Here is a 26,539-nt window from a genome sequence, read left to right on the forward strand (position 1 = left end):
AGGCGGAAGAACGAGGGGGAGCGCGAATAAGGGGCCCATTTTCGAAATCCCGCCTTCCGGGCGGAAGACGGGGACTGGGCGTGCGGGACGGAACGGGCCGCGGGACAGACGGCGGAGGGGGAGGGATTCGAACCCTCGGTACCGTAAAACGGCACACTCGCTTTCCAGGCGAGCACCTTCGACCACTCGGTCACCCCTCCAAAAATATTGGGACGGGAGCGAGGAGGGCGACGATGTCGCCCCTCAGTCCTCCCGCGCGTCGCGTCAGACGTCCATAATCTGTTCGGTTTTCTGCTCCAAGAGCCCCTCCACCGTTTCGGTGTGGGCGTCGGTGATGTCCTGAAGGTCTTCCTCGGCGCCGTAACGGACATCTTCGGAGAAGTTCTCCGCCTCGACGACATTCTGGATCTCGTTCTTGGCGTCGCGCCGGATGTTGCGGATCGAAATCTTCGTTTCTTCGGCCCGCTCGCGGCTGGTCTCCACGAGCTCCTTGCGCCGCTCTTCGGAGAGGGGCGGGATCGGAATGCGAATCTTTTCGCCGTCGTTGTTCGGGTTCAGGCCCAGGTCGGCCTTCATGATGCCCCGCTCGATGTTTTCGATGGCGCTGCGGTCGAACGGCTGCACGACGATGAGGTCGGGCTGCGGCGCGCTCACGCTGGCGACCTGCTCCAGGGGGGTCTGGGAGCCGTAGTATTCGACCGTCACGTTTTCGAGCATGGCCGGGGAGGCCCGTCCGGCGCGAATCGTGCGCAGCTCCGAACGCATGTACGAGACCGACTCCTCCATCTCTTCGTCGGCCTCGTCCAGAATGTCCTGAATGGGGTCGTCGGGCATGGGCGACAGGGCGGTTGGTGAGCGAGAGAATGGGGGCGGGAGGGGCGTCAGGCCGGCACCCGTTCGGTGGACGCCCTGGCCTCGTCCCAATGCACGTGGGTGCCCACGGTTTCTCCTTCGAGGAGGCGCCGCAGGTTGTTCGACGTGCCCATGTTGAACACGACGATGGGCATCTTCGACTCCTGGCAGAGCGTGAGGGCGGTCATGTCCATGACGCGCAGGTCGCGATCGATGACTTCCTGTCCGTGGATCTGTTTGAAGCGCTCGGCGGAGGCGTCCTCCTCGGGGTCTGCGGTGAAGATGCCGTCCACGCGGGTGCCTTTCAGGATCACGTCGGCGTCGATCTCCAGCCCCCGGAGGGCGGCGGCGGTGTCGGTCGTGAAGTACGGGTTGCCGGTGCCGGCCCCAAAGATGACGACCCGCCCCTTTTCGAGGTGCCGGATGGCGCGGCGGCGGATAAACGGTTCGGCGATCTCCTCCATCTTGATGCTCGACTGCAGGCGTGTGACGAGATCGACCTGCTCGAAGGCATCCTGGAGCGCCATGCCGTTGATCATGGTGGCCAGCATGCCCATGTAGTCCGCATGAGCCCGTGTCATGCCCTCCATGGCGTGCTCCACCCCCCGAAAGATGTTGCCGCCCCCAATGACGACGGCCACCTCGGCCCCGGCCTCGACGGCGGTCTTGACCTCGTTCGCGTAGGTGCGGAGAACGGCCTCGTCGATCCCAAACTCCCGGTCCCCCAACAGGGCCTGGCCACTGAGCTTCAGCAGCACACGCTGGTGGTCGAGGGATGAAGTGGATTCGTCGTCGGGGGAAGCGCTCATAAGGGAGGCACCGTCAGGTGCGTGTTCGGGTTCGCTGTGCGGGCGTCGGACGACTCCCCGCTGGGGAAGGGGAACAGGGCCGAGACGGCTTGGGAAGACGAGAGGAATTGCATAGCGGTCCGGTGCGGGCGCGAACCGATTGCGGCCCGACGCGGGGCCGACGAGAGGCGACACGCCCGCATCGTCAGTCGCCGAGGGCGTAGCGCGTGAACCGTGCCACCGACAGGCCGGCGTCGTCGAGCATGTCTTTTACCGACACCGACGAGTCCTTCACGAAGGCCTGCTCCATCAATACGTGGTCCTCGAAGAACCGCTCGAGCTTCCCCTCCACAATGTTGTCGATCACGTGCTCGGGCTTGCCCTCGTTGACGGCGGCCTCGCGGGCCACTTCGCGCTCTTCCGCCTTCACCTCGTCGGGCACCTCGTCCCGGGTGACGGCGATCGGTTCGAGGGCGGCGACCTGCATGGCGACGTCGCGGCCGGTCTCCTCCGCCTCGCCGTCGCCGTGCACCTCCACGAGCACGCCGAGCTTCGAGCCGGGGTGGACGTACGAGATGATCTGGCCCTCTTCACTCTCGAGCACGTCGAAGCGGCGAATCGTGAGCTTCTCGCCGATGCGGCCGGTAAGGGCCACCAGCTCTTCTTCGATCGTCACGTCGTCCTCGTAGGGAAGGCTCTCCAGCGCCTCCAGGTCGTCGGGGGTCTCTTCGAGCACCCGCTCCGCCGCCGTGTCGGCGAACGACTGGAAGTCCTCGTTGCGGGCGACGAAGTCGGTTTCGCAGTTGATCTCGACGATGGCGCCGGCGTGGCCGTCGTCGGACACGGCCGTCACGACGAGGCCCTCGTCGGCCTCCACGGCGGCACGGTCGTCCGCCACCTCCTGGCCCTTCTTGCGGAGCAGGCTGACGGCCTCGTCGAAGTCGCCGTCGGTCTCCTGCAGGGCCTCTTTGCAGTCCATCATGCCGACGCCGGTGGCGTCGCGCAACTCTTTTACCTGTTTGGCAGAAACGCTCATGTCTCGTCGGTTGGGGAGGGATCGGGTGAAATGGGCAGCGCGGGGAAGATGGAGGGGGATGCGGGCCCTACGCGGCCGCCTTTTTCTTCTCTTCCTTCTTCATGCGGCGCTCCTGCAGGCCTTCCTGGACGGCGTCCGTGAGGGTCGACGTCACCAGCTCGATCGAGCTCAGCGCGTCGTCGTTCACCGGAATCGGGTAGTCGATGTTCTTCGGGTTTCCGTTGGTGTCGACCATCGCGATGATCGGAATGCCGAGGTTGTTGGCCTCGCTCACCGCAATGTCTTCCCGCTGCACGTCGACGATGTAAATGGCGCTGGGCAGGTTGGCCATGTCGCGGATGCCGCCGAGCGTCTCCTCCAGCTTCTCGTGCTCGCGGAGCCGCATCAGCTTCTCCTTCTTCTTGAGCTTGTCGAGCGTGCCGTCCCGGTCCATCCGCTCGATCTCTTCCATGCGGCGGATCGACTTCCGGATCGTCTGGAAGTTGGTCATGGTGCCGCCAAGCCAGCGGTCGACCATGTGCGGCATGCCGCACTCCTCGGCGTGCTCGCGGACGATGTCCTCGGCCTGCTTCTTGGTGCCGGCGAAGAGAATCTTCTTGCCGCGCCGTGCAAACCGCCTGGCCGCCTCGGCCGCCTCGTCCAGGAGAACCTGGCTTTGCATCAGGTCGATGATGTGGATGTTGTTCCGCTCCATGAAGATGTACTTCTCCATGCGCGGATTCCACCGGCTCGTCAGGTGGCCGAAGTGGGCCCCGGCCTTCAGAAGCTCCTCGATGGTTGCGCGATGAGAGGTTTCCTCCTCCGAGGCCGCCTCCGACGCGTCGTCCCCATCGTCCGTGTCTTGGGGCGCGGCGTCAGGGGCGTCTTCGTCAGGGGCGTCTTCGTCAGGGGCGTTCTCGTCGGGCGCGTCTGCATCGGCGTCCGCAGCGGCTGCCTCGTTCGTGGAGTCCGAAGCGGGGGCGTCCGGAGTTTGAGGGGCGTCTTCGTCGGGGGCGTCTTCGTCCTGAACGTCAGGGGTGTCCGTAGTCGTCTCGTCAGCCATAGTAGAATCTACAAATGCGTGGGAGATTGGGTTTGCACTACTACGACCGTCGCCTGCGCAGCGAAACCACGGTTTGGGGGATGGGGCGTGGGAGTAGAACGGCGCAGGATCTCCTGCGCGCCGCTCCCACGCACCTGTGCTTTCAAACCCAGGGCGCGGTCAACCCACTGTCGCATCGGGCCGTATGGTTGATTGGTGCAGCGTTGAACGGCGGGGGCCGGGCGCTGAACGAATCCCGTTCGGGGCGCGGCGCCGCGCCATTCGCGACTGTCTAACGCTTGCTGTACTGGCTCTTCTTCCGGGCGCCGGGCTGGCCGTACTTCTTGCGCTCGACCATCCGGTCGTCGCGGGTCAGGTAGCCGGCGTCGCGGAGGGGCGCGCGCAGCTCCTCGTCGTACTCAACGAGGGCGCGGGCAATGCCAAGCCGAATGGCCTCGGCCTGCCCGGTGAGGCCGCCGCCGGAGGCGTTGACCTTCACGTTGAACTGACCAATCGTGTCGGTCGCGTCGAAAGGCTGGTCGAGGGTGCGGCGGCGCCAGGCAACCGGAAAGTAGTCCTCGGCGTCTCGCTCGTTGACGACGAAACTGGAGCCGTCGCCCGGGCGCAGATACACACGCGCCGTGGAGGTCTTACGGCGCCCAATGGCCTGGTATTGGGTCATCTTGGGCATAGGAACGGAATCGGGATTTCGGAAAAGTGCGTCGGCAAAAGGGCAGGCGAACCGCTACGCGTTCTCAAGCGGCTCGGGCTGCTGGGCCTCGTGGGGGTGGTCCGGGCCGGCGTAGACCTGCAGCTTTTTGAACGTGTCCCGCCCGAGGGGCCCGGTGGGCAGCATGCCCTCCACGGCCTCCTCAATGATGTATGTGGGCTTGTCTGCGCGCATCTCTTCGGGGGAGTGGGAGTGATCGCCGCCCGGGTACCCGCTGTACTCGTGGTATTCCTTCTGCTGCTCCTTCCTGCCTGTGAACCGGGCCTTGTCCGCATTCACCACGATCACGTGGTCGCCCGTGTCCACGTGTGGCGTGAAGGTCGGCTTGTGCTTGCCGCGGAGCACGCGAGCAATTTGGGAGGCAAGGCGGCCCACGACCCGGTTCGTGGCGTCCACGACGTACCAGTCGCGCTCCACCTCGTCCGGCTTGGCGTTAAAGGTCTTGAAGCTTTGCGTGTCCATCGGTCGGAATCCGTCGGTTGGCACAGGTCCGGAGGACGAGGCGGATGCACGAAGTGGTGCAACACCACGAGAATGCCCCGCAAGCACCGCAGGGCCGAGAAGCCCGCCGGGGGCGGAGGCATCGGCAGCGTGCGAGATGCTCTTCGGCGCCGCGTCCCCACATCAAAAGATTTATTGCAGTCACTGTCGCACGGATGAGGGCGGACCAGGTTTTCGCGCCCCGAAGGGATTCCTGTAATCTTGACGGAGGTGGGGGCGGAAAGAGGGGGGCGAACCGGGAGAGGCCCCGCCGAAGGTCGGGGCGAGGAGGAACTCTGACCGGGGGGGATCATTCCAATTGGGCTTCATAGCGTTGACTGAATGGTCCCGCTCGGTCGCATGTTGACCATCGACATCACGTCCCTTTCGACGGGCATCCACCATGTGGAGTTCGCCCCTTCGGCGAGCCAGGCCGACCTGGACCCCACCACGTTCAGCGACGTGCAGGTCGACGCGGAGCTGCAGTACCACCGCGACCGCATTCTGGTGAAGATGCACGCGACGGCCACGGCCGAGCTGACGTGCGATCGTACCCTTCAGCCTTACGACGAGGCCCTGGAGGGCCAGTACAACGTGCTCTTCGGGCCGCCGTCTATGGTGGGGCAGGAGGGGGACGAGTTTGAGGAGGTGCGGCCGCTCGACGCCTCCGACCGGGAGATCGACCTCACGGACATGGTCCGCGACACGCTGCTCCTCGCCATTCCGCAGCGTCGCATTGCCCCGGGGGCCGAAGACGAGCCCATTGAACGAGAGTTCGGGGGCACGGACGACGCCAACGAGGACGACAGTGCCCCCGTTGACCCACGCTGGAGTGCCCTGGAGGAGCTGAAAGACGATGAGTAGCGCCGTGCTCCCTCGTCAGGCCAGCCCCACCGGTATAAATTCTACGCGAAATGAGGCCCGGCTTCTGAACACCGACGGGGATCCTTCCATCATACGGGAGCCTTTGCCCGAGGTGCTTGGCGGACTTCCGCCACGAATTCGACGTTCATTGTCCCGACGACCCTGAGTCATGGCTGTCCCGAAACGACGACATTCGAAGTCGCGCACCCGAAAGCGCCGCTCGACCTATTACAATGAGCTGGAGCCCCCCCAGCTCATGGAGTGCAACAACTGCGGCAACCCGAAGGTGATGCACCGGGCGTGCAAGCACTGCGGCCACTACCGCGGCCGTCAGGTTATCGAGCCGTCCGACGAACTGATCGCGTAGGGGGCGGAACGGGCAGTCGCCCGGCACCCCCACCGATGCGGCCCGTATTCGGGGCCGGCTTCTCCCATGCGTCGCGCGTCCCGCCCGGGGGGGGCTGCTTTTTTGTCGGGTCTTCGTTCCGAACACGGAGGCGCGTCCGGCGATTGTCTCTGCGTACGCCTATGTTTGCGCCGGAGTGGCGCCGCACTTCTGAGGGGAACAGTGCCCTCTCTTCCGGCGAGGCGACAGGCGTTTCCCCGGCACGCATGTTCTGGCAGACACACGGACGGTTCGTATGGCAGCATCGCGTATCGCAGTGGACGCAATGGGGGGCGACAACGCCCCGGAAGCAGTCGTGGAGGGGGCCATTCAGGCCCTCCACCAGACGCAGGGCGAGCTGTCGGTGCTCCTCGTGGGCCCCGAAGAGCGGCTCCACGGCCTTCTGGCGTCGCGCCCGGAGGCTCCTGAGGAGCGGCTCCGCATTGTCGATGCCCCCGAGGCAATTGGCATGGGGGAGACGCCGTCGACCGCCGTCAAGCAGAAGCCCAATTCGTCCATCCACCAGGGCCTCGCGGCGCATCACGACGACCACGCCGACGCCTTCGTGAGCGCCGGCAACACGGGCGCCATCATGGCGGCGTCCATGTTCATCCTGCAGCGCATCCCGGGCGTGGAGCGCCCGTCGATTGCCGGATTCTTTCCGACCCTGAAGGGGGCCTCCGTGGTCCTCGACATCGGGAGCAACGTCGACTGCAAGCCGGCCCATCTCCTCCAGTTTGCCCGCATGGGCACCGTCTACGCGCGGCAGGTCCTCAAGACCGACCCGCCGTCGGTCGGGCTGCTCAACATCGGCGAAGAGCCGGGCAAGGGCAACGAGCAAGTCAAGGCGGCCCACGAATTGCTCCGGGACGCCGACGATGTGCACTTCGTCGGCAACGTAGAGGGGGGCGACCTGCTTTTTTACGCCGCCGACATCATTATCTGTGACGGGTTTGTCGGCAACGCCCTCCTCAAGTTTGGGGAAAGCATGTCGACGGTCCTGTCGGACATGTGTCAGCAGGAGATGGAGCGCCAGGGCCTCGCCCCCGACGAACAGAAGCTCGTGGCGGGGGTGCTCGACGAGGTGCGCGAGGGGTTCGATCCGGAAGCCTTGGGCGGAGCGCCGCTCCTCGGGGTCAACGGAAATGTGCTCGTGGGGCACGGGCGCTCCACGGCGGACGTGATTGCCCAGATGATTCACTCGGCCCGCACCATCGCCACCGAGAACGTCGCCCACGCCCTGGAAGAAGCGTTCCAGTCCTCCTCCGCATAGTGCCCGGGCGGGTCCCGTCTTCTTCGCACTGTCCGCTTGTCCCATGCCTTCCCTCTCGTCCGCTTCCCCGCAGGCCGCCATCACGTCTGTCGGCCACTACCTTCCCGAGACGCGGCTCACCAACGGCGACCTGGAGGAAATGGTGGAGACCAGCGACGAGTGGATCCGCACGCGGACCGGCATCCAGGAGCGACGCATCCTCGGCGACGACGGCAAGGCAACGGCCTTCATGGCGACGGCGGCCGCCCAGGAGGCCCTCGACAGCCGCGGCATCGATCCGGACGCGGTGGACCTGATCGTCGTCGCCACGGTGACGCCCGACATGTTTTTTCCGTCCACGGCCTGCCTCGTGCAGGACAACCTCGGGGCGTCCAAGGCGTGGGGCTTTGACCTGTCGGCGGCGTGCAGTGGCTTTATCTACGCCCTTACGACCGGGGCCCAGTTCATCGAGACGGGCCAGGCCGAGACGGTGCTCGTGATCGGGGCCGACAAGATGAGCTCGATCGTCGACTACACGGACCGCACCACCTGCATCCTCTTTGGGGACGCGGCGGGGGCGGTGGTGCTGGAGGCCGACGAGGAGGCGGGGCTCCACGACGCGGTCCACCACGTCGACGGGGAGCACAGCGAACTGCTTCGCATGCGAGGGGGCGGCAGCCTCAACCCGCCGACCCACGAGACCGTCGACGCGCACATGCACTACCTCCAACAGGAGGGACGGCAGGTCTTCAAGCTCGCCGTGAACCGGATGGCGAACGTATGCAGGGAGGTGCTGGACCGCAATGGCCTCGACGCGGCGGGGGTGGACTACCTCGTGCCACACCAGGCCAACCAGCGCATCATCGACGCGACCGCGAAGCAGCTCGGGCTCTCCTCCGAGCAGGTCATGGTGAACATCGACCGCTACGGCAACACCACCGCCGCGACGATTCCGCTGTGCCTGTACGACTGGGAGGACGAGCTGGAGCGGGGGGACGACCTCATCGTGACGGCCTTCGGCGGCGGCTTGACCTGGGGCGCCGGCCACCTCACCTGGGCCTACGGTTGACGGTGAGGCAGGGGGCGTCGGCCGTTCGCGCCCCCTTCAATCCCGAACGCGACTCTCGAACCTTGCGCTTCAACAGTGACATGGCGACTGCATTTCTGTTTCCCGGACAGGGCTCGCAGGCCGTGGGGATGGGGCACGAGCTCTACGAACAGCACGACGAAGCCCGCGCCTGCTTCGAGGCGGCCAACGACCTCCTCGACGTTGACCTCCTCTCGTTGATGTTTGGGCTGGGGGCGGACGGGGACGAGGCGGAAGAGCAACTCAAGCAGACGGAGATCACGCAGCCGGCCCTTTACACGCACAGCCTGGCGGCCATGGCGGTGCTCGAGGCGCACGGCCCGGCGCCCGACATGGTGGCGGGGCACAGCCTTGGGGAGTACAGCGCGCTGGCGGCCGCGGGCGCCCTCTCGTTCGAGGACGGCCTGCGCGTGGTGCGCCGGCGCGGGGAGCTCATGGGCGAGGCCGGCGAGCGGCGCCCGGGCCGCATGGCGGCCGTGCTGGGGGCCGATACGGCCCACGTCGAAGAGGTGTGCGACGACGTCTCCGCGAATGGGGACGGGGTGGTGCGGCCCGCGAACTACAACGCCCCGGGCCAGATTGTCATTTCCGGCGACGTGGGGGCGGTGGAGCAGGCGACGGAGGCGGTGGAGGGGCGCGCCATGCCGCTGTCGGTCAGCGGGGCCTTCCACTCGCCCCTCATGGAGTACGCCCGCGATGGGCTCGCGGAGGTGCTCGACGCGGTCCCCGTCGAGGCGCCCCGCTGCCCCGTGTACCCGAACGTGACGGCCGAGCCGACGACGGACCCCGATGAGATTCGGCGCTGCCTGAGGGCACAGCTCCTCTCGCCGGTGCAGTGGGCGCCCACGCTTCGCCGCATGCAGGAAGACGGCGCCGCCCGCTTCGTGGAGGTGGGAACGGGACAGGTGTTGCAGGGCCTCGTGGGCCGCACGCTGGACGACGGGGCCGAGGCGATGGGGGCCGGCACCCCCGGCGAGATTGCGCGTCTGACGGAGGCGTAGCCACGGGCCCGGGCGGGGAACGCGTGTCGGGGGGACGAGTGCTACACCTCGCACAGTGCAGATGCTGAATGCCGGTCTCCGTTCCAACCGCCGCGATCCCATGGGTGCGTTCGCCCTGCCGCCTCCCCGCTCCTCGCTTCGCTGGCTCCTCGGGGCGTGCCTCGCCGCGATGGCCCTCGTGGGGTGTGGCGGGGGCAACACCTACTCGGTCGACGAGGGCAACATCTCCCAGCGGTTCCTGCCGGCGGAACGAACCGTGGATCACCATCCCGACTCCGTGAGGGCCCTCACCATTGCGGCGGCCGACGGCAAGATCCAGTTCGAGGTCGAGCGCGACTTCGAGTCGCTCACCGAAAAGTGGTCCGCGAGCTTCCAAAACATCGGGACGGGGCCCAGCATCCGAGACCGCACCTACGCAACCTTCTGGAGCCTCGAGCTCTCGCTCATGTCCCTCCAGCCGGAGAGGGGGGTACTGTCCCTGCGTGAGGAGCAGGCCCGAGACGTTCTCGACGAGCGGCGCAAGGAGTACGCCGAGACAATTCACATCGACGTGTACTGGTTCGTCGGGCGGGGCAGGGACGGCATCATCACAGGGCCCAGCGCCCGCACGGAGCTTCACGTGGGCGGGAATACGTACCGTCCCGTTCAGTCGGACCACGGCCCCCTCCGTGAGGCCTTCGTGGCGGGCGGCGAAACCGCGCTGTATCGCCGCAACTCGCTGTACTTCTCCCGGCGGGTGGAGGGAACCGATATTCTCGCCGACGCCTCCGGCATGAAGCTCCGCGTCCGCCGGACGGGCGGGGGCGGACGGCAAGAGTTTGCCTGGCGGTGGGGCGAGGGAAACACCGCCCGGGGCCTGAACGAGGGCGTCCTTGAGGACGCCGTCGGGCGCTCCTCCCGGCGATGACGAGACCGGTTCTTCGCCGGCGACGTCCTCACGGCGACGTCCTCATCTGCCGGCGGACCCTGACGTCGGTTCCCGACCGGCCCGACCGACTGTGTGGACCGCGTGCAGCCTTGCCTTTCTGGACGGGAGTGCCAATCTTCCGAAACTGGCGGGGCCTCCTCCTCACCACACTGCCTACAGCACGCAATCCTCCGCACCATGCAGGTCGACCTTCACGGCTCCACGGTTCTCGTCACCGGCGGCACGCGCGGCATCGGCCGTGCCCTCGTTGAGGCCTTCGCCGAGGCCGGGGCCCACGTGGCGTTTACGTTCCGCTCGTCGACCGACGCGGCGGCGGCCCTCGTCGAGTCGCTCGAAGAACAAGGCACCGAGGCGCTGTCGCTGCAGGGGGACGTGGCCGACCTCGACGCCGCCCAGGCCCACGTCAACGCGGTGACGGAGCACTTCGGGTCGCTCGACGTGCTCGTCAACAACGCCGGCATCACGCGGGACGGGCTCCTGCTCCGCATGGGGGAGGACGACTGGGACGACGTGATCGATACGAACCTGAAGGGCACCTTCAACTTCTGCAAGGCGGCGTACATGCCCATGATGCGCCAGCAGAGCGGCTCGATCGTCAACATCTCCTCCGTCGTCGGGACCACGGGCAACGCGGGCCAGACGAACTACGCCGCCTCCAAGGCCGGCATCGTCGGCTTCTCGAAGAGCCTCGCCAAGGAGCTTGGGGGCCGCAACGTGACGGTCAACGTGGTGGCGCCGGGGTACGTGCAGACCGACATGACCGACGAGCTCGACGAGGAAACGCGGGCCTCCATCCTCGACGCGGTGCCGCTCGATCGGCTCGCCACAACCGAAGAAATCGCCGAGGCGGTTTTGTTTCTGGCGGCCCCGGCGTCCGACTACATCACCGGGCACGTCCTGCAGGTGAACGGAGGGCTCTCGATGTAGGCACGACCCCGCCGCCGCCGTCCCCGCTTTTTTCATTCCGTTAAGGAAGAAGAGGATCGATCACGGGCGGGCTCACGTTGTATTTTGCGTTGTTTTGGCGTACCACTCTTCTTGTCTTTGACCGGTCGTGCGACGGAAACTGCTCGACGCCCGGCCGGAGGGTTTCATCCTGCCTCCTTTCGACGTTCCCGAAACCTGACCCCGAGTCGTTTGCCGCATGGCTGCCGATATTTCGCAGAGCAAGTACACGAACGTCATCGACCTGACCTCTGAGGCCCAACAGGAGCGGCGGCGCGACGAGGTTGGGTCGGAGCTGCGCGAGCCGGACCCGCCCCTGGACGAGGTCACGGTCGACGAGCTGTCCGGGCACATGGAGCAGGCGGTGCACGCCGCCGGCTGGACGGAGCTGATGGACGTGCAGCGGAAGGCCATCCCCTATACCCTCGACGGGCGCGACCTGATCGTGCAGTCGCAGACCGGCTCGGGCAAGACCGGCGCCTTCCTGCTGCCGCTGTTCGACCTGGTGAACCCGGACAAGGAGGAACAGCAGGTCCTCCTCCTCACGCCCACCCGGGAGCTGGCGCGGCAGATCCACGAGGAGTACGAGCAGATGAAGATCGCGACGCCGCGCACGAACCGCATGGAGGCGGTGCTCATTTACGGCGGCGTCGGGTACCAGCCGCAGATCGACGGCCTGAAGAACGGCGCGCAGGTCGTCATTGGCACGCCGGGCCGCATCCTCGACCACATCAAGAAGGACAACTTTGACGCCAGCACCCTCCGGATGCTGGTGCTCGACGAGGCCGACGAGATGCTGTCGATGGGCTTCTACCCGGACATGAAGGACATCGTCGAGCACGTGCCGGGGGACCGGGTCTCGTACATGTACAGCGCCACCATGCCGCCGAAGGTGCGGTCCGTGGCGCGCGAATTCCTGGACGACCCCGGCTTCCTCTCGCTCAGCACCGACAAGGTGAGCGTGGAGGAGAACGAGTACCGCTACTACCTGGTCAACCCGATGGACAAGGATCGGGTGATGGCGCAGCTCCTGGAGCTGGAGGAGCCGGAGTCGGCCCTCATCTTCGCCAACACGAAGCGGGAGGTGAGCTACCTCAACAAGTTCCTCTCGAACAAGGGCTACGACATCGACGAGATGTCCGGCGACCTCTCCCAGCGCGACCGGGAGGAGGCGCTCGATCGGCTGCGCGAGGGGAAGCTCCGCCTGCTGGTGGCGACGGACGTGGCGGCCCGCGGCATCGACGTGTCCGACCTGAGCCACGTCTTCATCTACGACGTGCCCCAGGACCACGAGTACATCATCCACCGCTCCGGCCGCACGGCGCGGGCCGGCGAGGAGGGCACGACGATCGTCCTCTCCACCCACGAGGACGAGTACGAGCTCAAGCGGATGGCCAACACCTACGACATCGAGCTCGAGAAGGCCGAGCTGCCGGCCGATCCGCACAGCGAGGCCCGTGAACTGCTCCAGGAGCGCTACGCCGACGCCGATCTCTCGACCAACGGGGAGGAGCCGGGCGTCGAAGATTTCATTCCGCTCGTGAAAGAGCTTTCCGACGAACAGCCGGAGCTGCTGGCGTCCATCATCACGGAGCTGTACGCCGAGGCGAAGACCGAGGACGAGGAGGCCGAGTGATCCGTGACGCGTGATGTGTGAGGGGCCCACCTCCTGCGGCCCCGCACCCCCTTTCACGCATTAGGTCTCATGTTTTACGCCTCACGCCTCAGTCGCGAGCACCCGCTCCGTCTGCCGATACGCGATGAAGCCGCCTGCGGCGAAGATGACGGCGTAGATGCCCAGCGGGGTTTGCGTCTGCGCGATGGCCTGGTAGGCCAGGGCCGAAGCCCCGGCCGCGACGCCCCCGGAGAGAAGAAAAACAACGACGTGCAGAACCCATCGGCCGAGCGCCTGGCCGGGCGTAAGTGAGGAGTCGGACATGGGGCCGCATGCTGGTCGAGAACAATGATGGACCGTGAACCTACCGGGGCTCCGGGATAAGCGCAAACGGCCGTGCGACGGAGGAGCACGGGGCCACCGGCGGCGCCCTTCCGCTTCGATCTTCGTTGCGAGATCGTCACCCTGAGTTTAAGCCCGACTGGGGGGTGATTTTGTTATACTGTTGATGGACGTGTTGACGAAAAACTGCGTTCCGCCAGACGGACATCTTTTCTATCTGGGTCCGAATTTTCGCTTCTCTCGGGCCTCGTGTCCTCAATCTTTCCCTTTTTCGGGGTGTCATCGCGTCGCTCAATCGGGCCCCGAGCCCTGCCTCAACGTCCAGAGTCGGCACGTTTTGGGTTCAACTGCGGGCACGGTGGGAGACGTGAGGCACGCTCGCGTCGATCTGAGTGGGCAGTCCCCTTGCCGCGGGCAACGAGATCGCTCTGAGCGGGGCCGAGTGCGCCCCTTTTTCTGCATGCTGGACGGCCCCGGCGTAGGAAGGCCCCTCGTTTGCCCTCCCGCGACGGACTGCAGTCTCACCCATCCGGGCCTGGGGACGAGGGACTGAGCGTGGCTCCCGGCCCCAACTGCGGTCGGGGGGCGGGCGCTGCCGCGGACGAATACGAGGCGCTCGTTTCAGTTTTGCGCTGCCGGGCGCCGGGGCGACCCCGGCACGATCGGGGCCGGCGGGCGTCGCCACTTCGCGTCCAGCGACCAGCGCCCGCTCCCGAACGTGCACACGAGCAGCAGCAGGAACAGCACCAGCGCCGAAAACTCCAGCGACTGGTCCGCCGACAACAGGCCGTCCCGCCAGTGCACGAGAAAGACGGCCCCGACGAGGACGGGCAGTTGGACGAGGGCAGCGAGGCGCGTATAGAGCCCCACGGCGAGAAGGGCGCCGCCCACCAGGTGCGCCGCGATCACGTATACGGACAATCCCGTGAGTCCGAGGCCCGGCTCCGTGGCGCCCAGCAGTTGTTGCAGCCCGCCCTCCGTCATCAGCAGGGCAAGCCCCCGAAAAAACAAGCCGGTCCCCAGGTACACGCGGAGGGCATCGAGAACGAGGTCGCGCTGGGCTTCAAGACTGCGAAGCATAGACGAGAGGCGTGGGTTGGCGAATACGGCGAACAGGTTTGTAACAAATGACCGCCGGGGGACGATCCGTCTCGGGCTGGATGGGGGGCGGAACCACTTTGCCGGACCGGGGCGTGTCAGACCCCCTGCCTCGCACACAAGTCCATGCACTGCCGATCCGTCCGCAATGGGTGAGCACGCCCCGCCTCGATCGCTCCAGCAGCTTCGGGCCGAGTGGCGCGAGCGGCTGCAGACGGCCCGCGACCGCGCCGCCGCTCAGGTTGACGACATGGGCCTTGCGGACCTGCGGGCGCTCCGGGCGACGATTGGGGAAGAAATGGAGCGGGTGGAGGACCGCCTTCCCGATCCGGGCCCCGTCGAAACCAAGGGCCCGATGACGGCCGAGCAGCAGGCCGAGCACGTCCAGGCGGCCCTTCAGTACCACGCGCTGCAGGTGCGGAAGCAGCTCGTCGCCCACGAGTTGCGGCGCCGCGCCCTCGGCCCCGCCGCGGTGGAAGGGGAGATTGGGGTGCCTCCCACCACCCGACACTACGCCACCCTTGCCTGGGACGTGATGGGGGAAACGGACGTGGAGACCACCGCGGACGTATATCGCGAGGTGGCCCGTCGTGCGGAGGAGGATGTGCACCTCACGACCGTGGAGATGTGGCTGCGGGAAAAGAACCCCCACCATCCCGAAGAGACGGACGGCCGCTGGACGGAGCTCCGTCGGGCCGTGCTCCTGGCGTCCGCTTAGGAGCCCCGACGGGATTGTTTTCGGGATCGGCCCGGCCCCTCACGGGGCCCCGTCTCGGCCTGCGGCCCCTTCTTCGATGTACCCCAGGAATCTGAGAAGCGCCCCGAGCCCCACCAGAAGCCCCGCGCCGACGAGCCCCATCGCGCCCAGGGTCGTCTGGAGGTCGTCGCCCGGCCCGGCCATCGCCAGCAGCACGAGGCCGCCCACGCTGATCAGCAGGGCGAGGCGGGAGGCGACGTTGTGCACGGGCCGGGGGCTGAAGAACGAGAGGGAAGAAAAGGGAGCCCGCAATAAAAAAGCCCGCCCTGCGGGGCTGGCTCACTTTTCCTGTTAATGCCTCACTCATCATAATAGCAAAATTGCCCCCCGGGTTGTCAACCCTTTTCGTTTTGGGTTCGTGAAAACGTAGTTGAATACGTGTGAATAACGGGGGCGACCATGCGACGGGGCCTCCGAACCCCGGGAGAAACGGGTTCCGAACACGAGACCGGCCCGACCGTGAACCGCCGTGTGTCGGTCCTTTCGGCACCCCTCCCTCGCAGGCGCCCGACTGTCTTTCTCCGCATCGAATACGTGTTATGGACGAGCGCATTCAAGAGCACGCCCGCACTCTTCTCAACTGGTCGACGGACGTTCAGCGCGACGACGACGTCGTGATCGCGGCCGGCCCGGAGGCCCACGACCTTGTGGTGGCCCTGCACCGGGAGCTCGGCGACCGCGGGGCGAATCCGACGACCCTGTACTCCTCGGGGGAGGCCTCCCGGGCGCACCTCAAGGCCCACGACGGGGACTTTTCGCTGCCCGAGCACACGCTCGCCCTCTACGAGGCGTGCGACGTGGCCATCCACGTGCGGTCGTCCCCAAACCTGGCCGCCCTCAACGACGTCCCCGGCACGCGCCTCGCGGAGCGCTCCCGGGCGCACAAGCCCATCATCGAGGAGCGCCTGTCGAAGCGGTGGTGCCTCACCCAGCACCCCACGAACGCGCACGCCCAGGCCGCGGACCTGCCGCTTGGGGCGTACCGCGACTTCGTCTACGGGGCCATCCTACGCGATTGGGCGGCGGTTGAGGCGTACCAGGAGGAGCTCCGCCGGCGGCTCGAAGACGCGAGCACGGTGCGTGTGGTGGCCGGGGAGACCGACATCCAGATGAGCGTGGAGCACATGCACGCCATCAACTCCGCCGGCCGCCACAACATGCCGAGCGGGGAGGTGTTCACCGCGCCCGTGCCCGACAGTGTGGAGGGCACGGTGCACTTCGACAAGCCGCTCATTCACCAGGGGCGCGAGATGGAGGGCGTGCGCCTGCGCTTCGAGGGCGGCGAGGTGGTCGAGTCGGCCGCCGAGCGCAACGAGGAGGCCCTCGACGACCTGCTCGACACCGACGACGGGGCGCGGCGCCTCGGGGAGCTCGGCATCGGGACGAACCGCGAGATCGACCGGTTCACCAAGAACATGCTCTTCGACGAGAAGATGGGCGAGACGGTCCACCTCGCCCTCGGGCGGGCCTACGACGCCAACGTGGGGGAGGGGCAGACCGGCAACGACAGCGCCGTGCACGTCGACATGATCCTCGACACGAGCGCCGGCCGCATCGAGTTCGACGGGGAGGTGATCCAGGAGGGCGGGCAGTTCGTGTGGGAGTAGCGCCTCCCCGACGCGTCTCGAACCGAGCCCTCCGGCGCCGTGAGTGAGGGGGGAAACGGCCGTGGCACGCGTCCAGGGGGCATGCCGGCCGTCCCGAACGCGCCTTCAAAAGCTGTCTGGTGGACGGACGTTCGGCCGAGATACAGTGGGCGCCGCCCCAGAACGTCCGCCCCTCAGCCTTGCAGTTCTTAATGTCCCCCGCATGACGGCGATAACAGAACCCCGGACGTCCCCGCCGGGGGTCCGGTTCACTTCTTGGGCGTCCCCGTTCGAGGGGGACGACGAATCAACCTGGACGCGTCATGCACCTTTGCAGTCTCAACGTGCCCCGCTCGCGGGGCGGCCGTCTCGTGCTCCTCGGGGTTGCGCTTTTGCTCTCGGGCGCCGTGGGCACCGCGCAGGCCCAGCACCTTGACCACGGGTTTTACGGCAAGCTCGGGGCCGGCCTCTCGGGCTACACCGGCGACCTGGCGGGCCCGCCGGCCGGTGCGCCCCAGGACTTCGGCGCCGATGCGATGGGGCGTCTTCCCCTGGTGGCGGTGGGGGAGTTGGGGTACCAGCTGTCGCCACGCTGGGGCCTTGCCCTGGGCGGGCAGGCCGGCAGCTACGTGTCGGTGGGAAACGTGGCCCCCGCGACCGACTCGTACCGCCGGTACACGTCTCACCTGCTGGGGCGCTACACCTTCGGCGCGCCGGACCGGCGGGTTGCATTTTATCTGGACGCCGGCCTCAACGTGACCGCCGGCGGGCCCACGCACACCGGAATCGGCCCTTCCGTGGGGGGCGGCATTGACATTCGGGCCGGCCGGGCCGTCTCCCTGTACGTCGAGTCTCGCCTCCACGCAACCGCTCCGGACGACGCGGTCGACGGGACGGGGGGCGGCGCGGAGGGATGGTCGTTCGACACCGTCAACCAGCCCCTGGGGTTCGGGCTCCGGTTCAGCCTCACGACGCCGACCGCGCCCGAGGTCATTGCGCTCGACGCCCCCGCGGAAGTGCAGGCGGGCACGACGGCCACGTTCACGGTGACGATCAACGAAGACGAGGCCGCCCGCCCGCTCGACCGCCGCTGGCGCCTGGGGGATGGAGCGGAGAAAACGGGCCGGACCGTCATGCACACGTACCGCCGGCCAGGCACGTACCCCGTAACCGTCTCGGCGCACAACGAGGCCGGGGAGGCGACGGCGTCGACGACGATTCGGGTGACCGGTGCGTCGGACCCGGCGGCCCCCTGGATCGTGTCGCTGACCGCGGCCCCCAATCCGGTCCCGGTCGGCGAGCCCGTCCAGCTTCGCACGGCGGTGGAGGGGGACGGGCCGTTTGACTACCGGTGGACGGTCGGGGACGAGACCGTCGAGCGGGGCCCCGAGCCCACCTTTACGTTCGAGCAGCGGGGCCGGTACCCGGTCCGCGTTCGGGTGTCCAACGACGTCGGCACAGAGACGCGCGCCATGACGGTGCACGCGGGGCGGCGCGGGGCCCGGTCCAGCTCGGGCGCGGCCCCGACGGCCGCGTGGGCGATCGGGGTGGCCTCCATGCGGAGCCGGGCGGGCGCGGAACGGATGGCGCGGCGGTACCGGGAGCGCCTGGCCGACGCCGTGCCGGGGGCCGTGCGGATCGTCGAGCACGTGCTCGACCAGACCCGCCACTTCCGGGTCGTCGTGGGCCGCTACGAGACCCAGAACGCCGTGCGACGGGCCCTCGAGGAACACCAGCGGGCGTTGCCCCCGGGCGCATGGGGGGTCCAGCTTGAGTGACGGCGCGAAGAAGACGTGGGCCGCGACACTGAGTACCGGGAAAAAGAAACCCGCTGGGCCTGAGGTCGACTCTGATCGGACTCACTCGGCGTTCGCTCGAAGGGGCCCTGAACGCCAGGGAAACTCCGAAGAGAAGAGTGGGCGGTGCTGGATTTGAACCAGCGACCCCCTGCTTGTAAGGCAGGTAGTCAGATGAGCGTAGTCAACTGACGCGCATAGGTTTACACAGAAAAGAGAAACCCCTCTTCTGCTAATGTTCTGAAAACGGCCCTTCTAACGGGTACTAACTTCGGGAATTAGGGGTTATCCGTCGCGTTGGGGCCGAGGAGACTACGGCCCGATGTAGGATTGGACCACCTAATTCGTTGCAGACCGTCATCACGTTGGCGGCCTGATGGTTGGGCGGTCGAAATGCGCTACTCTTCAGCGCCAGTATCTTCGTCCTCTTCGTTGTCTTCGAGCACGCTCCGCGCTGCCTGCATCGGAGAAACGGGCGGAAGCAAAAACTTCCCATATGGGGTTTGGCTCGTCATCGTCGCCAGCTCGTTTCGGGCCGCCCCGTAAAGCATCGAGATGCAGGACGACAGCGTGTGGGCCAGGTAGTCGTTGTCTGCGTTCTCATCGTCAAACAACTGGGCTGGGGCTGCACGCTGAAACATTCCGGAGAGCCGGAGACGAATCCGGTAGGTGCCCTTAGCGTCGTCCTCATCGTTGACAAGCACCGTGAGATTGAAGATGAACGCTTCGTCGGGATGGTCGACCTCTTCGACGTCTGCTTCCGGCGGGACTTCCGGATCCGACCAATCCACATCGATGCTCACGGTTGGTTCTTCTTCCAAAATCTCCTCCGCGCGCTCGGGGGCGAGGCGGTATGCAGGATCAACCTCGAAGTGATATTCTTCGGGAACGTAGTCAATTAACTGTATCGGAGGAGGCATAGAGCGTAGAGCTTTTGTTTATGCGGCAGGATCGTCGTCGACACCACTTGCTGGAACGGGACCGAGGTCTACGTTGACAGTGGTGTCAGGATGGGTCCTTCTTCCTGCTTGACTACTCCAGGCAGCCATCTGGTCATCGCTACGCTGAGTGGTCCCCCCATCCAAAGCCAGACGCTTCGTCTTCGTCGGAACGGACTCTACGTCGGGACGGTCACGGTCAACGAGGGCGACCTCGACGCTCTTATCAAGGGCTAGAGCGACGGTGACGAGCCGCTTAAGGGAAATATTCTGGTCACCACTCAGAAGCTGAGACACGGCACTCTTCGAGACATCGAGCTCGTTCGCAAGCTCCTCCTGCGTCTCAAAGCCAGCCTCTTCCATCGCCTCCGCAATCTGCACGGCCACGTCGAGAATGAGCTCCTCGGCAATGAAAGTGGGATCGTGCTGAAGGTCTCTCCAATCGTCGGCGAGCCAGTCAGCGACACGGACAGTGCTTTCGTTGGGCATAGTCGGTGGTCGGTTGCGTGCGTGGTATTTGCGACCAGCGGGAAGAAGACTACTCAGCGTCGAACTTCTGCCTGTAGTACTGTTCCCGAAGGTGAATAAAGTGCTCAATTTCCCGGTCCGGAGTCTCATCCGTCTGCTTCCGGTACCCATGTGTGAGGATCAACCGTGAAGGTCCCTCGTCGGGTACGGGTTCTTCCTCGAAAAAGAAGACGCGAATGCCTCCTTTCCTAATCTCGGCAACTTCTGTTCCATCATAGTCCACCCAGGTCTTGACGACGTTTGTTTTCGCGAGTTGCTGATACCCATGCTGGGCGATGCGTTTGCAGGCAGCCAACAGTTTCTTCCATTCGGGTGGGGATACCGAACGGTCACTTATGGACGGATCGTCGCGCACTTCGGCTGCCATCGGTCCGGTGGCACGCTGATCGTCGACCCAATCCTGAAAAGTGCGCGTGCCTTCGCGGATGTAGTGGATCTCATGACGGGATCCTTTTAGGAGACAGTCGACCACGGGCGTCGTCGTGTTCGCAATTAACCTATAGCTTAACCCAATGTCGAGTTCCCGATCTCCGATTCACAAAATCCCCCCGGAGAAGCGCTGAGGGTAGGTGTGGACGGAGGGAGTAGGAAGATTCTGTTCCGTCAGGCAGTTGCGTCGGCGGGCACGGCGTCTGGTCGGTCTACGCTCGCATCCTTTAGCGCGGCCTTCAACAATTGTTCACCGTGCTCGGCTGAGTCTGAAAGAAGGTCCTCAAGATCGTTGCAAACCGAACGGAGGGGGGTTGCCTTCTCCAGGATGCGTTTCTGCTCATTCAATGGAGGAATTGGGATAGCTATCGATCTTATCTTTCCGACGCTAAGATTGTAGAGACCGCTGGTTGTTACTGCTCTCTGCTTCATCTCCTCAATTCCGTAGGCGGAGTTGAGGTAGAGCATGATGTATCGGGCCATGTCCGTCTTGATCGAGCGACACCGGATAAGGTGGTTCTGATGGACACAGTCCGGAATCTCTTCTCTCCACATCGCACACCGCCCGATTTCGCTCTCACTCCCGTTACCCTCTACAACAAGGATGTCTCCGTACTGGAGGCGCCACTTCTCGAGGTCGCCTTCGTAGAGTTCGAAGTGCTTTATCTCATCGAGCACGAGTTTATTTCTCTGCACGTTTGCGACTCGGAGGTAGGGGTAGGGATTATTCTGCGGTTCCCGATCTGGGGTTTTCTGTATTCCACCACGTATTTCGCAGATGTCGTTAACTCTACTCCACTGCCATCCCGGGGGTAGTTTGAACGGTTCGTCCTCTACTGGGGATGAGTCTTTCGGCTTCCGAATCTCCCCCGCATCGTACAGCCGCTGCTTCTCCTCCTGAATCTGCTCCAGCAGCACGTCAGCGGGTGTGTCAGCCGGGTCGCGCTTCGTGAGGCGGCCCTGTACGGCGAGCTGGAGGATCGTCTGCCGCAGTGCGTCGACGCCCTCGGGAGTGGCGGTGACGGTGTCAAAGTGCTCGCGGACGCGTTCCCACGCCGGGCGTAGCGCCTCCGCATCCTCGGCGGACTGGAGCGCTTCGGTGGCGGCTGTGCCCACCTGCACCTGAAGGGTGCGTTCGCGCTCCTGCTGCTCCTCCAGCGCGTCGCACTCGTCCATCAGCCGGTCTACCGCCTCGACGATGCGCTGTTGCTCTTCGAGTGGGGGAAGGGGAAGAAGACTTTGCTCGACATATTCGCGAGGCACACGTTTTTGCCCGGCCGTGCCTGTCATTCTGCTAACTCCTTCCTCGATAAAACCCTGAGACTGAAAAAAGGAGAGCACAAACTCCGGAAGAATGGTACCCGCAAGCGGTCGGAAGACGTAAAGCTCAGTCGTGCCAGCACCCATCCCATTCTCGAGATCCCGAAAGACCGTTGATTTCCGGTTCTGGAAGCATGGGGTGATCTTAGCGAGCCCGACATCTCCCTCCATGAAGTGAGTGTATCCACGCCGGATCTCGCCCCAGGGCCGTATCTCTGTTGTGTGACCATCACCGACGCCGTCCTCAATCCGCTTCATCGGAACGAAGGAAGCCTTCGTATCCTCGTCGGCGTCGTGTCGCGGGTTCACTACTCCGGCACGCTCCAGTTCGATTGAAATCCATCCATTCGGAAGCGACTCACCATTCTTCGCCAGTTCCGGCAGTTTGGCTTGCGACTTGCGAATAGTGCCATCATCGTAGAGCCGTTTTTTCTCACTTCGGATCGGGTCCAGAAGCTCCTCGGCAGGTGTATCCGAAGAACGACGTTCCGTCAGTCGTCCCCGGACGGCCAATTGCAGAATGAACCGACGCAGCTTGGGCACGCTCTCGGGCGTGTCCATCAGCAGGTCGAACCGGTCGAGCAGGGTGCGTAGCGTCATGCGAGCGTTTTTTGAAGTGCAGATTCCAATTCGTCTTTCAGCGACTGGCGTGTCGCGTTGATTTCCTCTTGGAGGGCTTCGTACCGGGCCAGCAGCTCGTCGGGATCGGTGATCTCCTCGTCGTCCTCGTGCGGGTTGTCGATGTCGAGATTGTAGTCACGGTCCTCGATCTCCTCGACAGGGACCTTCCAGGCGTACTCGTCGAATTTCTCGTTCTCCCGGTCGTCCCACCACTCTTGTTCGAGCTCGAACTCGTCGAATTGAAGCGGCTTCGTCTTCGTGTACTGCTTGTAGCCCTCCGGCAGCGGGTGCTCGAAATACCAGACCTCGTCGGTCGACGGCCCCTTCTCGAAGAAGAGGAGGTTGGTGTTGATGTTCGTGTACGGTGCGAACACGCCCTTCGGCATCCGCACAATGGTGTGTAGGTCGTGCTCCTCCAGAAGCGTTTCCTTTAGGCGCGTCTTTACGCCCTCGCCGAAGAGAAAACCGTCCGGCAGCACAATGGCGCAGCGGCCGCCGGGCTTCAATCGCTTGAAGGCGAGTGCCAGAAAGAGGTCGGCCGTCTCGCGGGTGCGGTACTCCTGCGGGAAGTTGCGCTCAATGCCGTCGGGCTCCTTGCCGCCAAACGGCGGGTTGGTGAGAATTACGTCCACCTTGTCGGAGGGCCCGTACTGGCGGAGCGGCTGGGCCAGGGAGTTATCCCGTTTGAGCTTTGGGGCCTCGATGTCGTGCAGGATGAGATTCGCCATCGCCAGCATGTACGGCAGCGGCTTCTTCTCGATGCCCTGAATGGTGCGCTGAAGCTGGTCGCGCTCCTGCACCGAGTCGACGCCTTTGCGCCGCAGGTGCTCGATGGTGTCGACCAGGAAGCCGCCGGTGCCGCACGCCGGGTCGAGCACCTTTTCACCCAGCTCCGGGTCCACCTGCTCAGCCATGAATCGAGTGACGGGGCGCGGCGTGTAGTACTCGGCGGCGTTGCCCGCGCTCTGGAGGTCACGGAGGATCTTCTCGTAGACGTCGTTGAAGACGTGCCGCTCCTCCTGCGACGTAAAGTCGATCTCCTCCAGCTTGTTGATCACCTTCCGCAGCAGCGTGCCGGACTTCATGTAGTTGTACGAGTCCTCGAATACGCTGCGCACGATGAGGCCGCGCCGGTTGTCTTCGTCGACCTCTAGGTCGCTGAGCGCTGGAAACAGCGTCTCGTCGATGAATTGGAGGAGGTCGTCGCCAGTCACGCCTTCCTCGTCGGCGGCCCAGTTGCGCCAGCGAAGATCCTCCGGGATGGGCGATTCGTAATTGTCGCGGATCAGCTCGAGCTCCCGGTCGCTGGCGTCGAAGAGCTTCAGGAAGATCATCCAGCCCATCTGCGAGATCCGCTGGGCGTCGCCGTCGACGCCCACGTCCTGCCGCATGATGTCCTGGATGGACTTTACAACAGAGTCGGTGGCCATAGGGGATCGTGTTGTGGAAGATGCGTTGCTCGGTGTGTCGTCGAAAAGGTTTTGCTGCATGTCAGGCAAAAGGTACCCGTAGAAGGTCAGAAATGGTACCGATCAATGGGGCACTACGCCATCTGGTACAGCTGGTCCTCCAGCTCACGGACGGCGCCGTCGAAACGGTCGGCCCCGCCAAAGCGCTGCACAATTTCGACCGGTCCGCCAAACTGGTTGAGGGGATCCACCTTGAGCACCTTCTTCTGCTCAATGTTCTCGATGCCCTCGTCGGCGTACTTGTCGAGCAGGGCGTCGAGCACTTCGCGGGCCTCCTCGCCGTACTGGTCAAAATAGTCGCTCTCACGCACCTTCTCCGCTCGTTCGCTGCGCGTGAGGGGCTCGGCATCAAACGCCACGTGGCAGATGAGGTCGAACGGGTCGAGGTCCTTGTCGACCTCCTGTCGTAGCTCATCGATAAAGACGCCCTGGGCCTCCAGTTCGTCGATCACAGCCTGCTTACGGTCGGCTCGGTTCCACCGCTGGAGGAAGTCGTCGAGCGAGGCGAATTGTTCGCGCACGTTTCGGCGGGTATAGTCCGTGAGGCTCTCTGTCACGAGGTCGCCCTCGGGCGTGTAGTACTTCACCCGCTCGTTGACGACCTCTACCTCCACGTCGTCCACGTAGTACTTGCGGCCCCTCTCACCGTCGTCATCGTCAGCAGTGATCTCGTCGAGGTCGTCTTCCGGCGGCTCGCCGTCCGTGGACACATTTTCGTCGTCGGGCGGGACCGGGCTATCGTCCGGACCCGGCTCGTACTCCTGTTCTGGCGTGCCGTCGAACTCCGGATCGGCAAAGTGCCGGGTCACGCCGCGGAAGTCCATAATGGTGAACGACACCTTGTCGAACTCCTCGCGGATGCGGGTGCCACGCCCGATGATCTGCTTGAAGTTGGTGGTGGACCGAATATTCCGGTCGAGCACGATGAGTTCGCACGTTTGCACGTCGACGCCCGTAGAGAGCATCTGCGACGTCGTGGCGATCACAGGATACCGGCTCTCCGGGTCGATGAAGTTGTCGAGCTCCCGTTTGCCTTCGTCGCTGTCGCCGGTGATGCGCATGACGTACCGCGAGTCCTCGTCAACGCGCTCAGGGTTTTCGTTAACGAGGGCCTGCCGCATCCGCTCGGCGTGCTCGATGTCCTCGCAGAAAACAATCGTCTTCGAGTACGGATCGGTCTCTTCCAGGTACTCCGTAATCTTCTCGGCTACGCGCTTGGTGCGCTCGCTGAGCACCAGGTCCCGGTCGAAGTCGGTCCGGGTGTATTCCCGGTCCTCGATCTCGCGGCCGTGTCGGTCACGCTTCCCTTTTTCCGGACGATAGCCTTCCAGGTCGCGGTCCAATCCCACGCGAACGACGCGATACGGCGCCAAAAAGCCGTCGTTGATGCCCTGCTTCAGGGTGTACTCGTACACCGGATCGCCGAAGTAGTAGCGGTTCGACACGTCTTCGGTCTCCTTCGGCGTGGCCGTCATGCCGATCTGAACGGCCGGCTCGAAGTATTCCAGAATGTCCCGCCACTCTGAGTTGGCCTTCGCGCTGCCGCGGTGGCACTCATCGACGATTACGAGGTCGAAGAAGTCCTTCGAGTACTCAGTATAAATGTCGTCATAGGTATCGCCCCCGGTCACAGCCTGGTACAGGGCCATGTAAATCTCGTAGGCCTTCTCCGGCTCGTGATTCCGGATCTTCGTCATGCGCTCCCCGAACGGACGAAAGTCGTTCGTAATGGCCTGGTCGACGAGGATGTTGCGGTCGGCCAGGAACAGTACCCGGCTCATCTGACCCGACTTCCAAAGCCGCCAGATGATTTGGAAGGCGGTGTACGTCTTGCCTGTGCCCGTCGCCATCACCAGGAGCAACCGGTCTTGTCCCTTGGCGATGCGCTCGACAGCCCGGTTCACAGCCACACGCTGGTAGTAGCGAGGCGTTTTCCCGTCGACCTCCTTGTAGTAGTCCTGAAGCACCACATCCTCGTCTTCCTCGTCCAGTCCTTTCCACTGGCGGTACCGATGCCATAGTTCATCGGGGGACGGAAACTGGTCGAGCGGAATCCGACGCTCCCGCTCACCGCCCGTTTCCGTGCGGTCGTGCTCCAGAAAGGCCTTGCCGTTGCTGCTGTATACGAACGGCACGTCCAGGTCGCGGGCGTGCTCTAGGGCATCGGCGTAGTCGAGACCCTGTTGCATGCCACTACCCAGTGGCTTCGTCCGCTTCTTTGCCTCAACGACAGCGAGGGGGATGTTGGGTTTGTAGAACAGCAGATAGTCCACCTTTTTCTGACCGCTACGGCGGTACTCACCACGGGTCCGTCGCGTCACGATCCGCCCATCCGTGAAGGAGTATTCCTCGCGGATTCGTTTCACTGGCCAGCCTGCGTCTTTAATCGCCGGCGTGATGTGACGGGAGCGCGTCTCCTGTTCGGTCAGCTGGCCCATCGGGTGCGGAGGTGAGCATCAGGAAATGACTTCAAGAGATGTCCGACGTATATCTCTCGGCGGCATAGCAGTTCGGACACTACGAAAAAAGCCTAACATCGATGTCAGACATACTGCCCGCCATCGTCAGACCAAACCGTCCCTAATTACTCACACTCCACCCATAAAACCCAACGACCCAGGACCGACCGGAGTGAGACAGTGGTGGTGTCATAACCCCCTCGTGGTCCTAA

The 26,539-nt window shown here is 64.7% G+C and carries 26 protein-coding genes and 2 tRNA genes; 11 read left to right on the forward strand and 17 right to left on the reverse strand.

Annotation, left to right across the window (positions count from 1 at the left end; translation table 11 throughout):
• Positions 1-112: 112 nt before the first annotated feature.
• The 7 genes from OJA40_RS08110 to rplM form a co-directional block, all read right to left on the reverse strand.
• A tRNA-Ser gene (locus OJA40_RS08110) sits at positions 113-200 on the reverse strand.
• Between the two features lie 64 nt (positions 201-264).
• Positions 265-834, reverse strand: coding sequence for a ribosome recycling factor (gene frr, locus OJA40_RS08115; RefSeq protein ID WP_208425231.1), 570 nt, complete (start codon positions 832-834; stop codon positions 265-267).
• 47 nt (positions 835-881) lie between these two features.
• Positions 882-1,661, reverse strand: a complete 780-nt coding sequence (gene pyrH, locus OJA40_RS08120) for a UMP kinase (RefSeq protein ID WP_208425230.1) — start codon at positions 1,659-1,661, stop codon at positions 882-884.
• A gap of 184 nt (positions 1,662-1,845) precedes the next feature.
• Positions 1,846-2,676, reverse strand: coding sequence for a translation elongation factor Ts (tsf, locus tag OJA40_RS08125; protein WP_208425229.1), 831 nt, complete (start codon positions 2,674-2,676; stop codon positions 1,846-1,848).
• Positions 2,677-2,743: 67 nt separating this feature from the next.
• A complete protein-coding gene (gene rpsB, locus OJA40_RS08130) occupies positions 2,744-3,718 on the reverse strand; it encodes a 30S ribosomal protein S2 (RefSeq protein WP_208425228.1) in 975 nt (324 codons plus the stop codon).
• A gap of 271 nt (positions 3,719-3,989) precedes the next feature.
• Positions 3,990-4,388 carry a 30S ribosomal protein S9 gene (gene rpsI / locus OJA40_RS08135; protein WP_272506508.1) on the reverse strand — a complete coding sequence of 133 codons (399 nt, stop codon included), beginning with the start codon at positions 4,386-4,388 and terminating at the stop codon, positions 3,990-3,992.
• A 54-nt stretch (positions 4,389-4,442) separates the two neighbouring features.
• Positions 4,443-4,889, reverse strand: coding sequence for a 50S ribosomal protein L13 (gene rplM, locus OJA40_RS08140; protein WP_208425227.1), 447 nt, complete (start codon positions 4,887-4,889; stop codon positions 4,443-4,445).
• Positions 4,890-5,267: 378 nt separating this feature from the next.
• On the opposite strand from rplM, the gene OJA40_RS08145 reads away from it, so the two are divergent.
• The 8 genes from OJA40_RS08145 to OJA40_RS08180 all read left to right on the forward strand — a co-directional run bounded on the left by OJA40_RS08145 (position 5,268) and on the right by OJA40_RS08180 (position 13,005).
• Entirely contained in the window at positions 5,268-5,771 is a 504-nt protein-coding gene (locus OJA40_RS08145) for a YceD family protein (protein ID WP_263810287.1), read from the forward strand.
• Between the two features lie 169 nt (positions 5,772-5,940).
• Positions 5,941-6,138, forward strand: a complete 198-nt coding sequence (rpmF, locus tag OJA40_RS08150) for a 50S ribosomal protein L32 (RefSeq protein WP_011402828.1) — start codon at positions 5,941-5,943, stop codon at positions 6,136-6,138.
• Between the two features lie 274 nt (positions 6,139-6,412).
• The gene (plsX, locus tag OJA40_RS08155; protein ID WP_208425225.1) at positions 6,413-7,429 is read left to right on the forward strand and encodes a phosphate acyltransferase PlsX; all 1,017 of its coding nucleotides are present in this window, start codon (positions 6,413-6,415) and stop codon (positions 7,427-7,429) included.
• 43 nt (positions 7,430-7,472) lie between these two features.
• Complete coding sequence (locus OJA40_RS08160) at positions 7,473-8,477, forward strand: beta-ketoacyl-ACP synthase III (RefSeq protein WP_208425224.1); 1,005 nt, start codon at positions 7,473-7,475, stop codon at positions 8,475-8,477.
• Between the two features lie 80 nt (positions 8,478-8,557).
• A complete protein-coding gene (gene fabD / locus OJA40_RS08165; RefSeq protein WP_263810288.1) occupies positions 8,558-9,496 on the forward strand; it encodes an ACP S-malonyltransferase in 939 nt (312 codons plus the stop codon).
• Positions 9,497-9,596: 100 nt separating this feature from the next.
• Positions 9,597-10,403 carry a hypothetical protein gene (locus OJA40_RS08170; RefSeq protein WP_263810290.1) on the forward strand — a complete coding sequence of 269 codons (807 nt, stop codon included), beginning with the start codon at positions 9,597-9,599 and terminating at the stop codon, positions 10,401-10,403.
• 198 nt (positions 10,404-10,601) lie between these two features.
• The gene (fabG, locus tag OJA40_RS08175) at positions 10,602-11,351 is read left to right on the forward strand and encodes a 3-oxoacyl-[acyl-carrier-protein] reductase (protein ID WP_208425221.1); all 750 of its coding nucleotides are present in this window, start codon (positions 10,602-10,604) and stop codon (positions 11,349-11,351) included.
• 217 nt (positions 11,352-11,568) lie between these two features.
• Positions 11,569-13,005, forward strand: a complete 1,437-nt coding sequence (locus tag OJA40_RS08180; protein ID WP_208425220.1) for a DEAD/DEAH box helicase — start codon at positions 11,569-11,571, stop codon at positions 13,003-13,005.
• Between the two features lie 81 nt (positions 13,006-13,086).
• Here the strand turns inward: OJA40_RS08180 and OJA40_RS08185 are convergent, their stop codons facing one another.
• Positions 13,087-13,308: a hypothetical protein gene (locus tag OJA40_RS08185; RefSeq protein WP_208425219.1), complete on the reverse strand. Its 222-nt coding sequence runs from the start codon at positions 13,306-13,308 to the stop codon at positions 13,087-13,089.
• 639 nt (positions 13,309-13,947) lie between these two features.
• Complete coding sequence (locus OJA40_RS08190; protein ID WP_208425218.1) at positions 13,948-14,406, reverse strand: DoxX family protein; 459 nt, start codon at positions 14,404-14,406, stop codon at positions 13,948-13,950.
• A 166-nt stretch (positions 14,407-14,572) separates the two neighbouring features.
• Between OJA40_RS08190 and OJA40_RS08195 the strand changes: the two genes are divergently transcribed.
• Positions 14,573-15,142 carry a hypothetical protein gene (locus tag OJA40_RS08195; RefSeq protein WP_208425217.1) on the forward strand — a complete coding sequence of 190 codons (570 nt, stop codon included), beginning with the start codon at positions 14,573-14,575 and terminating at the stop codon, positions 15,140-15,142.
• 39 nt (positions 15,143-15,181) lie between these two features.
• On the opposite strand, the gene OJA40_RS08200 is transcribed toward OJA40_RS08195, so the two are convergent.
• A complete protein-coding gene (locus tag OJA40_RS08200) occupies positions 15,182-15,388 on the reverse strand; it encodes a hypothetical protein (protein ID WP_263810291.1) in 207 nt (68 codons plus the stop codon).
• Positions 15,389-15,720: 332 nt separating this feature from the next.
• Between OJA40_RS08200 and OJA40_RS08205 the strand changes: the two genes are divergently transcribed.
• Complete coding sequence (locus OJA40_RS08205) at positions 15,721-16,788, forward strand: aminopeptidase (RefSeq protein ID WP_263789460.1); 1,068 nt, start codon at positions 15,721-15,723, stop codon at positions 16,786-16,788.
• A gap of 302 nt (positions 16,789-17,090) precedes the next feature.
• Positions 17,091-18,545 carry a PKD domain-containing protein gene (locus OJA40_RS08210; RefSeq protein ID WP_263810292.1) on the forward strand — a complete coding sequence of 485 codons (1,455 nt, stop codon included), beginning with the start codon at positions 17,091-17,093 and terminating at the stop codon, positions 18,543-18,545.
• Positions 18,546-18,683: 138 nt separating this feature from the next.
• Here OJA40_RS08210 and OJA40_RS08215 read toward each other — a convergent pair.
• From OJA40_RS08215 to hsdR, 7 genes are all read right to left on the reverse strand, one after another.
• Positions 18,684-18,758 (reverse strand) — tRNA-Val (locus tag OJA40_RS08215).
• A 203-nt stretch (positions 18,759-18,961) separates the two neighbouring features.
• The gene (locus tag OJA40_RS08220) at positions 18,962-19,483 is read right to left on the reverse strand and encodes a hypothetical protein (protein ID WP_263810294.1); all 522 of its coding nucleotides are present in this window, start codon (positions 19,481-19,483) and stop codon (positions 18,962-18,964) included.
• Positions 19,484-19,501: 18 nt separating this feature from the next.
• Positions 19,502-19,990: a helix-turn-helix domain-containing protein gene (locus tag OJA40_RS08225; RefSeq protein WP_263810295.1), complete on the reverse strand. Its 489-nt coding sequence runs from the start codon at positions 19,988-19,990 to the stop codon at positions 19,502-19,504.
• Between the two features lie 49 nt (positions 19,991-20,039).
• Complete coding sequence (locus OJA40_RS08230) at positions 20,040-20,501, reverse strand: type II toxin-antitoxin system RelE/ParE family toxin (protein WP_263810297.1); 462 nt, start codon at positions 20,499-20,501, stop codon at positions 20,040-20,042.
• A gap of 131 nt (positions 20,502-20,632) precedes the next feature.
• Positions 20,633-22,378 carry a restriction endonuclease subunit S gene (locus OJA40_RS08235; protein ID WP_263810298.1) on the reverse strand — a complete coding sequence of 582 codons (1,746 nt, stop codon included), beginning with the start codon at positions 22,376-22,378 and terminating at the stop codon, positions 20,633-20,635.
• A complete protein-coding gene (locus tag OJA40_RS08240) occupies positions 22,375-23,829 on the reverse strand; it encodes a type I restriction-modification system subunit M (RefSeq protein WP_263810299.1) in 1,455 nt (484 codons plus the stop codon). Before OJA40_RS08240 ends, OJA40_RS08235 begins: the two co-directional genes overlap by 4 nt.
• Before the next feature lie 113 nt (positions 23,830-23,942).
• Positions 23,943-26,306, reverse strand: a complete 2,364-nt coding sequence (hsdR, locus tag OJA40_RS08245; RefSeq protein ID WP_263810300.1) for an EcoAI/FtnUII family type I restriction enzme subunit R — start codon at positions 26,304-26,306, stop codon at positions 23,943-23,945.
• Positions 26,307-26,539: the final 233 nt, after the last annotated feature.

The organism is Salinibacter pepae, assembly GCF_947077775.1.
Classification (GTDB): domain Bacteria; phylum Bacteroidota; class Rhodothermia; order Rhodothermales; family Salinibacteraceae; genus Salinibacter; species Salinibacter pepae.

Excerpts from the sequence above, each read along its gene's own strand:
- OJA40_RS08235 (WP_263810298.1), bottom strand. The coding sequence starts at position 22,378 with ATGACGCTACGCACCCTGCTCGACCGGTTCGACCTGCTGATGGACACG.
- tsf (WP_208425229.1), bottom strand. The coding sequence starts at position 2,676 with ATGAGCGTTTCTGCCAAACAGGTAAAAGAGTTGCGCGACGCCACCGGC.
- OJA40_RS08170 (WP_263810290.1), top strand. The coding sequence starts at position 9,597 with ATGGGTGCGTTCGCCCTGCCGCCTCCCCGCTCCTCGCTTCGCTGGCTC.
- OJA40_RS08185 (WP_208425219.1), bottom strand. The coding sequence starts at position 13,308 with ATGTCCGACTCCTCACTTACGCCCGGCCAGGCGCTCGGCCGATGGGTT.
- rpsI (WP_272506508.1), bottom strand. The coding sequence starts at position 4,388 with ATGCCCAAGATGACCCAATACCAGGCCATTGGGCGCCGTAAGACCTCC.
- OJA40_RS08180 (WP_208425220.1), top strand. The coding sequence starts at position 11,569 with ATGGCTGCCGATATTTCGCAGAGCAAGTACACGAACGTCATCGACCTG.
- OJA40_RS08205 (WP_263789460.1), top strand. The coding sequence starts at position 15,721 with ATGGACGAGCGCATTCAAGAGCACGCCCGCACTCTTCTCAACTGGTCG.
- OJA40_RS08195 (WP_208425217.1), top strand. The coding sequence starts at position 14,573 with ATGGGTGAGCACGCCCCGCCTCGATCGCTCCAGCAGCTTCGGGCCGAG.
- fabG (WP_208425221.1), top strand. The coding sequence starts at position 10,602 with ATGCAGGTCGACCTTCACGGCTCCACGGTTCTCGTCACCGGCGGCACG.
- rpmF (WP_011402828.1), top strand. The coding sequence starts at position 5,941 with ATGGCTGTCCCGAAACGACGACATTCGAAGTCGCGCACCCGAAAGCGC.
- hsdR (WP_263810300.1), bottom strand. The coding sequence starts at position 26,306 with ATGGGCCAGCTGACCGAACAGGAGACGCGCTCCCGTCACATCACGCCG.
- frr (WP_208425231.1), bottom strand. The coding sequence starts at position 834 with ATGCCCGACGACCCCATTCAGGACATTCTGGACGAGGCCGACGAAGAG.
- rpsB (WP_208425228.1), bottom strand. The coding sequence starts at position 3,718 with ATGGCTGACGAGACGACTACGGACACCCCTGACGTTCAGGACGAAGAC.
- OJA40_RS08220 (WP_263810294.1), bottom strand. The coding sequence starts at position 19,483 with ATGCCTCCTCCGATACAGTTAATTGACTACGTTCCCGAAGAATATCAC.
- fabD (WP_263810288.1), top strand. The coding sequence starts at position 8,558 with ATGGCGACTGCATTTCTGTTTCCCGGACAGGGCTCGCAGGCCGTGGGG.
- OJA40_RS08160 (WP_208425224.1), top strand. The coding sequence starts at position 7,473 with ATGCCTTCCCTCTCGTCCGCTTCCCCGCAGGCCGCCATCACGTCTGTC.
- OJA40_RS08240 (WP_263810299.1), bottom strand. The coding sequence starts at position 23,829 with ATGGCCACCGACTCTGTTGTAAAGTCCATCCAGGACATCATGCGGCAG.
- OJA40_RS08210 (WP_263810292.1), top strand. The coding sequence starts at position 17,091 with ATGCACCTTTGCAGTCTCAACGTGCCCCGCTCGCGGGGCGGCCGTCTC.
- pyrH (WP_208425230.1), bottom strand. The coding sequence starts at position 1,661 with ATGAGCGCTTCCCCCGACGACGAATCCACTTCATCCCTCGACCACCAG.
- OJA40_RS08190 (WP_208425218.1), bottom strand. The coding sequence starts at position 14,406 with ATGCTTCGCAGTCTTGAAGCCCAGCGCGACCTCGTTCTCGATGCCCTC.
- OJA40_RS08225 (WP_263810295.1), bottom strand. The coding sequence starts at position 19,990 with ATGCCCAACGAAAGCACTGTCCGTGTCGCTGACTGGCTCGCCGACGAT.
- OJA40_RS08145 (WP_263810287.1), top strand. The coding sequence starts at position 5,268 with ATGTTGACCATCGACATCACGTCCCTTTCGACGGGCATCCACCATGTG.
- rplM (WP_208425227.1), bottom strand. The coding sequence starts at position 4,889 with ATGGACACGCAAAGCTTCAAGACCTTTAACGCCAAGCCGGACGAGGTG.
- plsX (WP_208425225.1), top strand. The coding sequence starts at position 6,413 with ATGGCAGCATCGCGTATCGCAGTGGACGCAATGGGGGGCGACAACGCC.